The sequence below is a fragment of the Luteolibacter flavescens genome (assembly GCF_025950085.1).
Taxonomy (GTDB): domain Bacteria; phylum Verrucomicrobiota; class Verrucomicrobiia; order Verrucomicrobiales; family Akkermansiaceae; genus Haloferula; species Haloferula flavescens.
The window spans coordinates 55,763-68,760 of the sequence record NZ_JAPDDS010000014.1; the positions used below are offsets into that span (position 1 = coordinate 55,763).

The following is a 12,998-nucleotide window of genomic DNA, read 5'->3' on the forward strand; positions in this document are numbered from 1 at the left end:
GGCGACCTCCCCCGTGTAAAGCCGGGTTTTTCAGGAGAAAACGCCGCCCTTTCCGCCTCCGGACGGCATGACGGAACTTCGCCCTTGGCAGTTTGCAAAGCCGCTCCAAGCTCCACCCACGATGATCGCTCGCCTGCGCGGCAAGGTGCTGGAGGCCTATCCCAACCGTCTGGTGGTGGATGTGAATGGCGTGGGCTACGAGGTCCACGTCCCCATTTCGACATTCGACAAGCTGCACCCCCACGAGGGCGTGGCGGTGGACCTGCGGACGCACCTGCACATCCGGGAGACGGCGCACACGCTGTATGGCTTCGCCACGGAGGAGGAGCGGGACCTTTTCCTGCTGCTCATCGACCGCGTCAGCGGCATCGGCCCGGCGATCGCCATGGCCATCCTGAGCGGCATGCCCGCCGGGCGCTTCAAGGCGTGCGTGGCCAATGGCGAGATCACCGAACTTTCCAAAATCAAGGGCCTAGGGAAGAAGACCGCCGAGCGCATCGTGCTGGAGCTGAAGGACAAGGTGGGCGTGGCCGATACCTGGCAGGAAGTCGCCAGCGGCCAGATGGCCCCGGCCGCCGCGGACGCGGAGCTGGCACTGGTAGCGCTGGGCTACAAGCAGGTGGAGGCCCGCAAGGCCGTCCGCAAGGTGCTGGATGTCACTCCCGATGCCCCTGCCGAAGAACTGATCCGCGGTGCGCTGCGGGCGATGCAATGAGCCTGACCCTCGACCAAATCCGTGCCGCGCTCCCGGAGGGCGGGCTTTTCGAAGGCAACTGGCAGTACTCGCCGGAGCCGCTGAAGCTCACCAAGGCGGAGGGCCGCTTCCTCCAATCGCTGGGGCACCCGCTGGCGCAATTCCAGCGCGCCTGCGACGACCTCTACCGGCGCAGCGCCGCGGGGAAGATGCCCGGGTGGATCGCCGAGCTGCTCGACACGGGGAAGCCGGCATGGATGGCGGACCTGCAGCGCGAGCCGGGTTTCCGCGAAGCGATGCCGCAGGTGATCCGGCCGGACCTCATCCTGATGGAGGATGGCTTTTCCCTCACCGAGCTGGACTCCGTGCCGGGCGGCATCGGGATCACGGCATGGCTGTCGCGGACGTATGCCGACGCGGGCTTCGACGTGCTGGGCGGCCGCGACGGCATGCTCGCCGGATTCTCTTCCGTGCTGCCGGAGGACGGCGCGATCCTCATCGCCGAGGAAGCCGCCGACTACCGCCGCGAGCTGGAGTGGCTGGTCCGCGAGTCCGGCGGCGGTCGCACCGTGGAGTCCGCCGAGGAATACCAGCCGGACGGCCGCGCGCTCTACCGCTTTTTCGAGTGGTTCGACTGGGAGTCCGTCCCGGCAGCCCGTCGCCTCGCGGAAATGTCCGCCGCGGGCGAAATCCAGCTCACCCCGCCCTGCAAGCCCCACCTTGAGGACAAGCTGTGGCTCGCCCTGCTGTGGACCCCCGCGCTGAAAACCGTCTGGGAAAAGGCCCTCCGCGGCAGCCACCTCACCCGCGTCCGAGACATCGTGCCGCACGGCTGGGTGGTCGATCCCGCACCACTGCCGCCGCAGGCCGCGCTGCCGGTGCTGGGGGTGAATTCCTGGGAGGAAGTGATCGCCTTCAGCCAGAAGCTGCGGCGGCTCGTTCTCAAGATCAGCGGATTCCACGAGACCGCCTGGGGCTCGCGCGGCGTACACGTGGGCCACGATCTCTCGCAGGCCGAGTGGGGCGAGCGGCTCCGCACCGCCATGGACGACCATGGCCAGCAGCCGTGGATCATGCAGTCCTTCAGCGAAGGCCGCCTGATCGAGCACCCGGTCTATCGCGAGGACGGCAGCGTCTATCAGATGAAGGGCCGCGTGCGGCTCTGCCCGTACTACTTCACCGACGCGAACGGAGTGACCACCCTCGCAGGCGCGCTGGCCACCCTCGCCCCCGCGGACAAGAAGAAGATCCATGGGATGCGAGACGCCGTGCTGCTGCCATGTTGCGTGGCGGACTGATCCCGGCTCATTCGATCCCCATGTCCTTCCGCATCGCGGCGACCATCTTCACGTGGCGCACGTCGTTCTCCTTGCTGGATTCGTTGTCGAAATTCAGACCGTAGGGCCAGAAGTGCATGCGGTCCGCGTGGAGCACCGCGTCCTTGCCGTCGAATTCGCGGAGCTGTTCCAGCGCGTGCTTCCCCGTCCACTTGCCGTCCTTGATATTCGCCTGCCAATTCCCGTGCGTGCCGATGCCGAGCGTGTGGCCGATCTCGTGCAGCGCGACGCGGGTATTGATGCTGCCTCCGAAATTGATCCAGCCGTCGTAGTTCGCGTCCGCCGTCGGGGTGCCCGGGCTGTTGTTCGCGGTGACGTGCTTCTTGAAGCTGCCGGTCTTGTTATAGAGCGCGACCGCGGCGTCCATCGCGTCGGTGATGCGTTTCTTCCGGTCCTCAGGCCACTTCTCGTGCCCGCCGGAAAGCTGGTACTTCAGGTCGGTGCGCACCTTCTCCTCCTTCGCATCCGCGGGAGCTTCGGCGGCGAGCTTCTGCTTCACGAATTCACGGTCGGCAGCGCTGAGGAATTTCAGGCGGATGGAATGCTCACCGCCGTCCTTCTTTCGCAACACGACCGCCTCGGAGTTCGCGCGCAGGTACTCGCCCTCAATCGGGCGACCGTCATTCGAGACCCACGTGCGGGACTCGCTGGCTGTGGCGGCGAGCACCGCAATGCCAGCGACGAGAGAAAGCGGAAGGTACTTCATGGCAGGCGGAGGATCTTCCGCCGGAAGCACCGGCCCGCCATGATGATTCAGCCAATCATGGCGGGTTCACACCGGTCGTGCCGAATTGGCAGCCGGGACTGGTGAAGCGGCGGATGCCGCCGCACTCACGCGCCGCGCGGACCACGGGGACCGCGGTCGAAATCGAGGATGAAATTCCGGCCGCGAAGCTGGGCACCCTTCGAGATCTGCACGAGGCGCTCGGCACAGTCGGCGCGGACGTCGATGCTGCTGTGCTTTGCGAAAAGCTTCACATGGCCGACAGCGCCATCCGGCAGGCCGGCTTCGCCGTAAAGCATGCCGATGATCTCGCCGACCTTCACGCCGTGGAATTTCCCGAGCGAGAAGAACAGCGGCACCATGTCCGCATTGTCGTGCGGTCCGTCGCGGCGCTCGCGCGGGGCACGCGGTTCGCGCTCGCGGAATTCACGCGGCTCGCGGCGATCACCACGTTGCTGCTGGCGACGATCGCGCGGGTCCTCGCGGTCCTCCTGGATCTCGCCGAATTCACGGCCACGGGCTTCACGCAGCAGCGTGAAGAGCACGCTGGCGATGTCCGTCGGCGTGTAGCCCTGCTCCAGCAGGCGGTCCACCTGCTCCTCGTGGGACTGGAATTCGCTCTTCTCGAGGCGCTCCTTGATCTCCTCGAAGGCGAGGTCGGCGAGGCGACCCTCGACCTGCTCCTGAGACGGGACCTTCTCGCGGCGGATGACCTGGCGCGTGTAGCGCTCGATCATCTCCAGGCGATGGATCTCGCGGCCGAAGACGAAGCTGACGGCACGGCCGCTGCGTCCGGCACGACCGGTACGGCCGATGCGGTGGACGTAGTCCTCCGGATCCTGCGGCAGGTCATAGTTGAAGACCACGTCGATGTTCTCCACGTCGAGACCGCGCGCGGCGACATCCGTGGCGACGAGCAACTCGATGGTCCCCTCGCGGAAGCGGCGCAGCACGCGCTCGCGCATCTGCTGGGTGATGTCGCCGTGCAGGCGGTCCACCGTGTAGCCGCGGGCGAGCAGCGACTCGGTGCACTCGTCCACGGAGCGCTTCGTATTGCAGAAGATGATGGCGAGGCGGGCCTGTTCCATGTCGAGCAGGCGGGAGAGCACTTCCACCTTCGAGCGCTCGCGCACCTCGAAGTAGGATTGATCGATGGTCGAGACGGTCTTCGCCTTCTGGTCGATCTGGACGGTCTCGGGATTGTTGCCGAACTTGCCGATGAGGTGGGACACGCCCTTGCTCATCGTGGCGGAGAAGAACATCGACTGGCGCTCCTTCGGCAGCGAGCCGAGCAGCTCCTCCATCTCCTCACGGAAGCCGAGGTCGAGCATGCGGTCGGCCTCATCCAGCACGATGGTCTGGATTTCGCTCACGTCGAAAGAGCCGCGGCGCAGGTGATCCATCACGCGGCCGGGGGTGCCGACCACGACCTGCACGCCATCGCGCAAGGCACGGAGCTGGCGGTCCATCGGCGCGCCACCATAGACCGGCACCGCGCGGAGCTGGCCGAGCTTCGAGCCGAGGCGGTGGACCTCCTCGCAGACCTGCACGGCCAGCTCGCGGGTCGGGCAGAGGATGAGCGCCTGGGGCAGGCGCTTCTTGAAATCGAGCTTTGCCAGCAGCGGCAGCGTGAAGGCGGCGGTCTTGCCGGAGCCGGTGTGCGAGAGACCGAGAATGTCGCGGCCGGTCAGCGCGACGGGGATCGCCTTTGCCTGGATCGGCGAAGGGCGCTCGAAGCCGAGCGATTCGACAGCGGCGAGAAGTTCGGACGGCAGGCCAAGTTCAGAGAACGGAGGTGTTTCCATATAGGTAAGCAGTGTGATTTTCAGGACGGATGATCCTGGAAACCACAAACAGCTAGGCCTCCTGGATCGCACAAACGCCGCGCACTTCGGGCGGCGGGGCGCGGAGACTGGCCGCTTTTTCCCGGCTGGCAAGGAACATTTTCCGCCACTTTCACAAGCGGCCCACCGGAGCCATGGCTACACCCTCACCGTTTTCACGTTCACGAACTCGCGGATGCCATGCTCGCCGAGCTCGCGTCCCCAGCCGCTGTCCTTCACGCCGCCGAAGGGAAAACGCGGGTCGGACACGACCTGTGAGTTGATCGCCACGGTGCCGGTATCGAGTTGCGCGGCGACGCGGCGGGCTTTCCGCTCGTCCTTGGAAAAGACCGCCGCTCCCAATCCGAAAGACGACTGGTTCGCCCAGTGGATCGCCTCGAATTCATCATGAACCGCCATCACGGCGGCGACCGGCCCGAAGGTCTCCTCGTCGAATGCCCGCATGCCCGGCCCCACACCGGCAAGCAAGGTCGGGGGATAGTACGGTTTTCCTAGTAGTTCCAGCGGCTCTCCGCCGAGCAGCAGCCGGGCACCGGCCTTCACGCTATCCGTTACCTGTGCATGGAGTTCATCGCGGAGGCTTCGCTTGGCCATGAAGCCCAGTTTCGTCGCGGGATCAAGTGGATCACCCGGCTGGCAATGCGCCATCTCCTGCTTCAAAAGATCGAGGAAATCCTGGTAGATATCCTCTGCCACGAGGAAGCGCTTCGCCGCGATGCAGCTCTGGCCGGCATTCACCATGCGCGCGGCGGCGCAGGTCTTCGCGGCGTGATCGAGATCCGCATCATCCAGCACGAGGTAGGGGTCGCTGCCGCCTAGCTCCAGGACGGACTTCTTCAAATGACGGCCCGCCGCTGCGGCCACGGCGCGACCGACATCCGTGCTGCCGGTGAAGGTCACCGCCCGGATCCGCGGATCGGCGATCAGCGGCTCCACATCCTTTCCGGAGACGAAGACGGCCTGGAGGAAGTCATCGCGCCCGAAGGCCTTCGACATCACCTCGACGATGGCCGTCGCGCAGCCGCTCACGTTGGAGGCATGCTTCAGCAGGATCGTATTTCCTGCCATCAGTGCGGGTGCGGCGAAGCGAAAGACCTGCCAGAAAGGGAAGTTCCACGGCATGATCGCCAGCACCGGGCCGAGCGGCTGGTGGAGCAACGTGGCTCCCTCGTCCAACTCTTGCGGGGCCAGCATCGCCTCGCCACGGTCGGCGTAGAAGCGGCAGGCGCTGGCGCACTTGGCGACTTCCGCGATGCCTTGCGTGACCGGCTTGCCCATCTCGCGCGCCATCCAACGGGCGAACTCTTCCTTTCCTTCCTCCAAGAGATCGGCGGCTCTCCGCAGTCCCGCCGCTCGCTGGGAAAAGGGCAAGTCGCGCAGTTCCACGAATCCAGCGGCGACGGCAGCAAGCGGCTCGGTCATGGCGCAAATCTGGACCTCAAACCGAAGGACGACAAGGGACGCAAACATGGATCATGCAAAACGCCGCGCACCGGCTCCCACCCACACCCATGAAACAACACGCAAGCAACTCACCATCAATGATAACACATGCGTGGTCACGGCGGCGCATCATTTGCTAAGATAGCAGGTGCCATCATGAAAAAGAACGCAGCCAAGAAAACCCCTGCCAAGACCACCGCAGCCAACGCTTCCAAAACCACGGAATCCCTCGACATCGGTCTCGATGCGAAGATCCGCCAAGGCTCGGTGAAAGCGCTGTCCGGCATCCTCGCCGACCAGCACGTGCTCTATCTCAAGACCCGCAATTTCCACTGGAACCTGACCGGCCACCGTTTCCATACGCTTCATGCGTTCTTCGAGGCCCAATACACGGCCCTCGCCGAGGCGATCGACGAGACCGCCGAGCGCATCCGCATGCTCGGCGCTGCCAGCCCGGGCTCGATGAAGGAATTCCTCGCCCTCGCCTCGCTGCAGGAATGCGCGGGCGAACTGATCGGCGGCGATGAAGCCATCGCCCTGCTCCGCGACGACCACGAAGCCGCCGCCCGTGCCTTGCGCGATGCCGTGGACTCAACCGATGAGGCTGGCGACGCCGGCACCGCGGACTTCCTCACCAAGCTCCTCCAGAATCACGAGGAAGCCGCGTGGATGCTGCGCAGCTTCCTTGAGTAAGCCTCATTTCCGCCCAATAAAAAAGCCCGCCCGGCAATCTGCCGGAGCGGGCTTTTTCGTCGCGGCTTGGATCAGCGCGAGGCGGCTTCTTCGATCTTGTTGCCGGTCTTTTCCACGTCCTGACCGAAGCCGCGGGCGGTGGCGCAGGAGTTGAGGCCGAGAGTCACACCACCCAAGCAAAGGGCGATGAGGACCGGGCGGAAGCGAAGGCGGATCACTTCGGAGGAGCGGCAGACGAAAGAATTCGAGAGGAAGATGGGATTCATGATGGATCTCCCTTTCGCAAACTCCGGACCAATCCGGGAAAGCCTTGGAAATCCAACGAAACCACACTTTCAGCGCGTTAGATAATGTTGCATAGTGCCCTCCGCAATTTGCACTGGCGGCATTTCGCACGGCACGGCAAGCCGCCCGCTCATGGAAACGTTTGATGGAGGCTGATTTGCGATCACCTCGGGAGAGGCATGCAGGCTGTTAGGAGAGCCGGCATGCCCCGATCCCTACTGCTTCTGAACCGCGGCTCCGGCGGGAATGAGCGCGGCCTGCAAGCCGAGCAGGTCTGCGAAACCGTCGTCGCCGCCTTCCTCGAAAAGGGCCGCGAGATCGACACCAGGATCGTCGAGCCCGGAAAGCTCGATGCCGCGCTCAAGGACGCCGTGAAGGCGAAGCCCGAGTCGCTCATCATCGCCGGCGGCGATGGCTCCGTCTCCGCAGCCGCGCGCCACCTCGGCGGCACCGGCCTGCCGCTGGGCATCCTGCCGATGGGCACCTTCAATCTCGCCGCGCGGGATCTGGGCGTGCCGCTGGACATCAAGGAAGCCGCCGCTTTCCTCGCCGCGGCGGAAGTCCACGCGATCGACGTGCTGGACGCCGCCGGCCATGCCTGCCTGTGCACCACCATCCTCGGCTTCTACCCGGAATTCGCGAATACCTTCGAGCGTCGCGACCACGGTGGCCGGTGGTGGAAGAAAACGCTGAAGCTGATCACCTCGCTCCCCCGCACCTTTTCCGAGTCCCGGCCGATCCGGCTGACGTGGAGCGGCGATGGAGCCGAGGGCCAGGCCCGCACGAAATTCTCCGCCTTCGTCCCCGGACGCTATCAGGCGACCACGGGCATCGTCCCGGCGCGCACGGATTTCACCTCCGGAAAGATGACCGCCTACGTCGGTCGCCAGCGCCATGCCGCCGCCGCCCTGCGCGGGATGCTGGATTATATCTTCGGGCGGCAGGAGGCGAATCCGGAGCTGACCATGTTCCAAGCATCGAACCTGGAGCTGCATGCGGGGAAGAAGAAGCGCCTCTCGGTCATGATCGACGGGGAAATCCTCCGCCTGCCTCTGCCCATCAAGCTGACGATCCAGCCCAAGCACTTGCACGTGCTGACCACGGCGGAAAAGCTCGCGCCCGCCGAATGATCCGCCTTCTCCATCTGTCCGATCCGCACTTCGGAGCCGCAGACGAAGCCACCGCGCAGGCCTTCCTAGCCCGGGCGAAGGAGCTCGCCCCGGACCTGACGGTGCTGAGCGGCGACCTCACCATGCGGGCGCGGCGGCAGGAGCTGCGGGATGCGAAGGCCTTCTACGAGCAGCTCCCCCAACCGCGGTTCGTGATCCCCGGGAATCATGACATCCCCGCGCTGAACCAGCCGCTCGACCGGTTTTTCCGGCCCTTCCGGCGCTACCGCGAGACCTTCGGAAAGGATCTGGAGCCCTCGCTCTGCACCGGGAGCATCGAGGTCATCGGCCTGAATAGCAACCGGGCCTTCAGCCGGGATCTCGACTGGTCAAAGGGCTATCTCTCACAGGATCAGCTAGATGGCGCGGCGCGGCGCTTCGGCCCGGTCTCGCCCGGGCTGCGGGTGCTGACCCTGCATCACCCCCTCCTGGCCCCGCCGGATCACCGCCGGGACGTGGTGAAGCCGCTGCCGCCGCTGCTCACGATGCTCTCCGGCTCGCGCGTCGATCTGGTGCTCTGCGGGCACTTCCACCAGTCCCGCATCGGCACGGTCGCCGGGACTTCCGAGTGGAGCTCCATCGTCTCCCAAGCCCCCACCGTCTGCTCGACCCGGCTGCAGGGCGAGCCGCCCGGATTCCACATGATCCACCTCGACGGCGACCAATTGCGCGTGGTGCTGCACCGCTACGAGGGAGACCGCTTCATGGAAGACAGCTCGGAGATCTTCCGGCGGGACGAGACCGGCTGGCACGTCCTCCTGTGAGGCGCAGTGATGGCAAAGCGCCACGCGGGAATTGCAGCATGCTCTCCCGGTGGTTTCGGCTTTGGCGGAACTCCTTGAGAAATACGCAAAGTCCGACCCCCATCTTTCGGCACGACGTTTGCGAGATAGGCCGCCATGTACGATCTGCGCCTGCCCACCCAAGCTCCCGTCGTCACGCTCCAGACCGCTCTCACCCGCACGCTCGATGCGGCAGTCGCCTACCGGCACGCCACCGGCATCTCCGAGTCCAAGCTGCTGGCGAGATTTTGCCGGGAATTCGCCTCGGAGCGGAGCAAGCAGGCAGACAGGATCGCCGTGATGATCCGTGAAGTCGGGGACGTGCCCGATCTCGGCTTCAGCGGCGAGGCGAATTTCCAGCAGCTCTGGATGTCGCTGGTGAATCGCCGCTTCCCCACCTTCCGGGAGGGCCTGCCCCGCGAATGCGAGCGCAGCGACCGCAGGCTGGAACGGGTGCTGGTCCGGCTTGTCGGCGGGACCTCGGAATATCGCGGCGAACTGGCTGATATTCTTCGCGACGTCCGCGACGGCCTCGCCCGCCTGCAGGAACTGCGGGAGCCGAATGGGGCCCTGCCGGTGGTGATGCGCTAAAATCCGGTCCCTCGGGATTTCCTCCAAGATTCCGGGACGGCTGGCCGTTCCGCCCTGCGAGAAAATCATCGTTGGACCTATGAGCCATCCTACCCTTCCACCTGCCGAGCCGGTTTATACACCGCCGCCATCGTCACTGAGACAACGCCTCGCCCGACTTGGGGCCGGGGCGTTCTTCATTTCCGTGACGGCGCACCTGATCTTCATCGCGCTGGCCATTTTCGCCTTTTACACCGTGGTGAAGCCACCCGTGGAGGCTCCGCCGGACTTCAGCGCGGCCGGTGGCGGCGGTGGTGGCGATGGGGGTCACCGCGTGATGCAGCAGGCAAAGGCGCAGCAGAAAATGTCGTCCGCCTCGATGTCGCACCGGATCGCCAGCACGTCGATCTCCAGCATCGCGCTGCCGGATGCCGACTCCTCGCCGATGAGCTCGTCGATGCCGGACATGATGTCCGGGGCGGGCTCCGGCGGTGGCAGCGGTGGCGGGAGCGGCGGCGGAAATGGCACCGGCATCGGGACGGGGAGCGGCCCGGGCAGCGGAACAGGCAAGGGCTTCGGCCAGGGCGGTGCCGTCACTTTCTTCAACCAGACGACCCGCGGGAAGCGCATCGCCTACGTCATCGACTACTCGCTCTCCATGTCCGGCAAGCGGATCGAACTGCTGCGCGCGGAGCTGAAGCGGAGCATCTCGGCCCTCGATTACGAAAAGGAATATCAGATCATCTTCTTCGCCGGCCCGGCGTGGATGATGGGCGACAAGGTGGAGATGGGCGCCAGCCGCCGCGATGCCGTGGTCCACTCCGGCAACCGGGAATACAAGTGGGAAGTCGCCAAGGACAGCCCGGTCTGGGAGGCTAAGGGCCGCCCGCGCGATGTCCGCTGGATGAAGGCTGACCCGGTCCGGCTTGAAGACGCCGTCACGGCCATCGACGAGATGCCCATGCAATACGGCACCTCCTGGGAGGCCCCGCTCGAAATGGCGCTGAAGCTGAATCCCGCTCCCGACCTGATCTTCTTCATGACGGATGGCGTGTCCGGCAACGAATCCATGGCCATCGCCGAGCGCATGGGCCACCGTGCGAAGACCAAGAAGACGATCATCAATGCGATCTCGATGATGGAGCCCGGCGCGGTGGGCCCGATGAAGCAGCTCGCCCTGCGTAGCGGCGGCAAATTCTCGGTCATCGAGAAGGACGGCAGCGTCCACGAGCAACTGGTGGAATAAGGCCGCACGATTGGCTGGATTTCTGCAGGGCGGGCAAGATCCTCTTGCCCGCCCCGGTAGTCACCACCATGCGCCTCTGCCTCGCCCTGCTCCTCCTGATCTCCCCGCTCGCCGCAAATCCGGTGATGGACGGTGCCGACCCGCACGTCATCGCCGTGGGGAAGAACTACTGGATGTATCCCACCGAGTCGCGCAGCCGCCGGCCGGTCTTCGCCGCATATCGCTCCACCGACCTGCGTACGTGGCACCGGGAGGGCACCATCCTGGAGCTGGACAAGGTGCCGTGGGTGAAGGAGGACGGCGCACCGTGGCACGGGGCCTGGGCACCTGCCATGGCGGAGAAAAAGGGCCGGTATTACTTCTACTACTCGGTGGGCCCGCAGAATCCCACCCCCAGCCGCATCGGCGTGGCGGTCGGCAACTCGCCCTCCGGACCATTCAAGGACAGCGGAAAGCCGCTGCTGACCGGCGGCGATGGCTTCGAAGCGATCGACCCGATGGTTTTCACCGACCCCGCGAATCGCAAGTCGTGGTTCTATGCCGGTGGCAGCGCGGGCTCGAAGCTGCGGGTCTTCGAAATGGCGGACGACATGGTGAGCTTCAAGCGCGAGGTGGAAATCGAGCAGCCGAAGCACTTCACCGAGGCCCCCTTCATGCACGTGCACGAGAGGACCTACTACCTCAGCTACAGCCACGGGCGGTGGAATGACAGCAGCTACTCCGTCCACTACGCGACCGGGAAGTCCCCCTCCGGCCCGTGGGAATACCGCGGCCAGATCCTCTCCAGCGACGAAAAGCACCAGGGCCCGGGCCATCACGCCTTCGTCCAGGATCCCGCGACCAAGGACTGGTTCATCGTTTACCACCGCTGGGAGACCTCGCGGAAGGAGCCGCCCTTCCGCGGCACCCGCAAGATCGCGGTCGAGAAGATCGAGTACGACGCGAAGGGCCTGATCAGACCGATCAAGATGAGCGACGGCAGGGCGCGCTAGAGCAGACGCCGGTTAGCGGCGCTCGATGCCCGGTGGCAGCCAGTCCTTTTTCATCGGCTGGATGTGCGGATCGGCCCCGCCCGAGCCACCGGAGGGTGTCGCCTCGGCCTTCCCGGCCTCGATACCCGCGGTGTGCTTTTCGAACAGGGCGCGCACCTTCGTGTCATCCATCGCGCCGATGAAGCGGTCCACTTCCTTGCCGTCGCGGAAAAGCCGGACGTCCGGGATGCTGCGCACGCCTTCCCGCTTCGCAACGTCCTGCACCTGATCGACATCGACCTTCCCCAGCAGGACCTTGCCGGGGAATTCCCCCGTCACCGACTCCAGCACCGGGCCGACCATCTTGCACGGGCCACACCACTCGGCGTGGAAATCGACCACGACAAGGCGTCCGGGAGTGGCGACGAAGGAATCGTAGCCCGCCGAATCGAGATCCCGCACGGCGGGGCCTGCAGCCGTGGCCGAGGCACTTGCCGTGGACTTCGATGCCGACGCCCTGACCTTGGATACCAGGTTCTTCGCCTTCTCGCAGCCCGGCAGGCAGGCAAGCACGAGCAATGAAGCGACGAGTGAAAGTTTCATGCGGTCATTTCTAGTGAGCTTGTCCGGCAGGCTGTCCGGGCGATGCCTGCTTGCCACCGCCGCGGGTCATCCCCGGCACTTGCGGCAACCAGTCCTTGTCGATGCGCTGGAAGATCCCCGCAAGCAAGCGCACGATGGTCTGCTCCACCAGCGACGGATCGGTCTGACCCACGAGTTGGTCCAGCTTCTTGCCGTTCGCGTAGAAGTCGAGGTGTCCCATGAAGCCGTCCTGCTTCACGCCCATCTTTGCCGCGAGTTCGGGCTCGTCCTCGATGTGGAGATCCATCACGACAATGCGCTCGTCCGGGTGCTCGGCATTCCGCTTCTCAAGCAGCTTCCGGAGCCTCTCCGACTCGGAGCTGCCGCTCATGATCATGTTGACGATGATCAGCTTGTCCCGCGTCGCGAGGAGGGCGTCGAGCTTGTCGCGGGTCACCTGCTCGGCGGGCGGTTGCTCCTGCGCGTGTCGTTCTTCCTGCGGCAGCGCGAAATACAGTCCCGCGCCCCCTGCGGCGAGGACCAGGCCGAGGGTGAAAATCCAGCGGATCCATTTGCCGCGATCTTGGGAAGTCACACCCTTGAGATATTGCCCAAATCAATAAAAGCGAACCAATTCCAACTCATCCCCCGCCCCGAA

Annotated in this window: 14 protein-coding genes; 8 read left to right on the forward strand and 6 right to left on the reverse strand. The window is 65.2% G+C overall.

The window, feature by feature from the left end; translation table 11 throughout:
• Positions 1-121 precede the first annotated feature (121 nt).
• Both ruvA and OKA04_RS20070 read left to right on the forward strand, forming a co-directional pair.
• A complete protein-coding gene (gene ruvA, locus OKA04_RS20065; protein WP_264502996.1) occupies positions 122-715 on the forward strand; it encodes a Holliday junction branch migration protein RuvA in 594 nt (197 codons plus the stop codon).
• On the forward strand, positions 712-1,992 hold the full coding sequence (locus tag OKA04_RS20070) for a hypothetical protein (RefSeq protein WP_264502997.1): 1,281 nt from the start codon (positions 712-714) through the stop codon (positions 1,990-1,992). The genes ruvA and OKA04_RS20070 overlap by 4 nt, the downstream gene beginning before the upstream one ends.
• A gap of 7 nt (positions 1,993-1,999) precedes the next feature.
• Here OKA04_RS20070 and OKA04_RS20075 read toward each other — a convergent pair whose 3' ends face one another.
• The 3 genes from OKA04_RS20075 to OKA04_RS20085 all read right to left on the reverse strand — a co-directional run bounded on the left by OKA04_RS20075 (position 2,000) and on the right by OKA04_RS20085 (position 6,021).
• A complete protein-coding gene (locus OKA04_RS20075) occupies positions 2,000-2,737 on the reverse strand; it encodes a hypothetical protein (protein WP_264502998.1) in 738 nt (245 codons plus the stop codon).
• Positions 2,738-2,862: 125 nt separating this feature from the next.
• A complete protein-coding gene (locus OKA04_RS20080) occupies positions 2,863-4,560 on the reverse strand; it encodes a DEAD/DEAH box helicase (RefSeq protein WP_264502999.1) in 1,698 nt (565 codons plus the stop codon).
• A 177-nt stretch (positions 4,561-4,737) separates the two neighbouring features.
• Positions 4,738-6,021, reverse strand: coding sequence for an NAD-dependent succinate-semialdehyde dehydrogenase (locus OKA04_RS20085; protein ID WP_264503000.1), 1,284 nt, complete (start codon positions 6,019-6,021; stop codon positions 4,738-4,740).
• A gap of 177 nt (positions 6,022-6,198) precedes the next feature.
• Between OKA04_RS20085 and OKA04_RS20090 the strand changes: the two genes are divergently transcribed.
• Positions 6,199-6,735, forward strand: a complete 537-nt coding sequence (locus OKA04_RS20090; protein WP_264503001.1) for a Dps family protein — start codon at positions 6,199-6,201, stop codon at positions 6,733-6,735.
• Between the two features lie 71 nt (positions 6,736-6,806).
• Here the strand turns inward: OKA04_RS20090 and OKA04_RS20095 are convergent, their stop codons facing one another.
• Complete coding sequence (locus tag OKA04_RS20095; protein WP_264503002.1) at positions 6,807-7,001, reverse strand: entericidin A/B family lipoprotein; 195 nt, start codon at positions 6,999-7,001, stop codon at positions 6,807-6,809.
• A 222-nt stretch (positions 7,002-7,223) separates the two neighbouring features.
• Here OKA04_RS20095 and OKA04_RS20100 point away from each other — a divergent pair, with 222 nt between their 5' ends.
• The 5 genes from OKA04_RS20100 to OKA04_RS20120 all read left to right on the forward strand — a co-directional run bounded on the left by OKA04_RS20100 (position 7,224) and on the right by OKA04_RS20120 (position 11,779).
• Positions 7,224-8,150: a diacylglycerol/lipid kinase family protein gene (locus OKA04_RS20100; RefSeq protein ID WP_264503003.1), complete on the forward strand. Its 927-nt coding sequence runs from the start codon at positions 7,224-7,226 to the stop codon at positions 8,148-8,150.
• Positions 8,147-8,953 (forward strand): metallophosphoesterase family protein, encoded by an 807-nt coding sequence (locus tag OKA04_RS20105; protein WP_264503004.1) that lies wholly within the window; start codon positions 8,147-8,149, stop codon positions 8,951-8,953. The genes OKA04_RS20100 and OKA04_RS20105 overlap by 4 nt, the downstream gene beginning before the upstream one ends.
• Before the next feature lie 135 nt (positions 8,954-9,088).
• Complete coding sequence (locus OKA04_RS20110; protein WP_264503005.1) at positions 9,089-9,562, forward strand: hypothetical protein; 474 nt, start codon at positions 9,089-9,091, stop codon at positions 9,560-9,562.
• A 79-nt stretch (positions 9,563-9,641) separates the two neighbouring features.
• The gene (locus OKA04_RS20115) at positions 9,642-10,787 is read left to right on the forward strand and encodes a vWA domain-containing protein (RefSeq protein ID WP_264503006.1); all 1,146 of its coding nucleotides are present in this window, start codon (positions 9,642-9,644) and stop codon (positions 10,785-10,787) included.
• Between the two features lie 44 nt (positions 10,788-10,831).
• Entirely contained in the window at positions 10,832-11,779 is a 948-nt protein-coding gene (locus OKA04_RS20120; RefSeq protein WP_264503007.1) for a family 43 glycosylhydrolase, read from the forward strand.
• A gap of 12 nt (positions 11,780-11,791) precedes the next feature.
• Here the strand turns inward: OKA04_RS20120 and trxA are convergent, their stop codons facing one another.
• Together trxA and OKA04_RS20130 are read right to left on the reverse strand one after the other, a co-directional pair.
• Positions 11,792-12,361 (reverse strand): thioredoxin, encoded by a 570-nt coding sequence (gene trxA / locus OKA04_RS20125; RefSeq protein WP_264503008.1) that lies wholly within the window; start codon positions 12,359-12,361, stop codon positions 11,792-11,794.
• Between the two features lie 10 nt (positions 12,362-12,371).
• Positions 12,372-12,935 (reverse strand): thioredoxin family protein, encoded by a 564-nt coding sequence (locus OKA04_RS20130; RefSeq protein WP_264503009.1) that lies wholly within the window; start codon positions 12,933-12,935, stop codon positions 12,372-12,374.
• Between the last annotated feature and the right edge of the window lie 63 nt (positions 12,936-12,998).

What these genes read in the sequence shown, in the direction of transcription:
- OKA04_RS20115 (WP_264503006.1), top strand. Translation starts at nt 9,642, where the DNA reads ATGAGCCATCCTACCCTTCCACCTGCCGAGCCGGTTTATACACCGCCG.
- OKA04_RS20110 (WP_264503005.1), top strand. Translation starts at nt 9,089, where the DNA reads ATGTACGATCTGCGCCTGCCCACCCAAGCTCCCGTCGTCACGCTCCAG.
- OKA04_RS20080 (WP_264502999.1), bottom strand. Translation starts at nt 4,560, where the DNA reads ATGGAAACACCTCCGTTCTCTGAACTTGGCCTGCCGTCCGAACTTCTC.
- ruvA (WP_264502996.1), top strand. Translation starts at nt 122, where the DNA reads ATGATCGCTCGCCTGCGCGGCAAGGTGCTGGAGGCCTATCCCAACCGT.
- OKA04_RS20100 (WP_264503003.1), top strand. Translation starts at nt 7,224, where the DNA reads ATGCCCCGATCCCTACTGCTTCTGAACCGCGGCTCCGGCGGGAATGAG.
- OKA04_RS20105 (WP_264503004.1), top strand. Translation starts at nt 8,147, where the DNA reads ATGATCCGCCTTCTCCATCTGTCCGATCCGCACTTCGGAGCCGCAGAC.
- trxA (WP_264503008.1), bottom strand. Translation starts at nt 12,361, where the DNA reads ATGAAACTTTCACTCGTCGCTTCATTGCTCGTGCTTGCCTGCCTGCCG.
- OKA04_RS20070 (WP_264502997.1), top strand. Translation starts at nt 712, where the DNA reads ATGAGCCTGACCCTCGACCAAATCCGTGCCGCGCTCCCGGAGGGCGGG.
- OKA04_RS20085 (WP_264503000.1), bottom strand. Translation starts at nt 6,021, where the DNA reads ATGACCGAGCCGCTTGCTGCCGTCGCCGCTGGATTCGTGGAACTGCGC.
- OKA04_RS20095 (WP_264503002.1), bottom strand. Translation starts at nt 7,001, where the DNA reads ATGAATCCCATCTTCCTCTCGAATTCTTTCGTCTGCCGCTCCTCCGAA.
- OKA04_RS20075 (WP_264502998.1), bottom strand. Translation starts at nt 2,737, where the DNA reads ATGAAGTACCTTCCGCTTTCTCTCGTCGCTGGCATTGCGGTGCTCGCC.
- OKA04_RS20090 (WP_264503001.1), top strand. Translation starts at nt 6,199, where the DNA reads ATGAAAAAGAACGCAGCCAAGAAAACCCCTGCCAAGACCACCGCAGCC.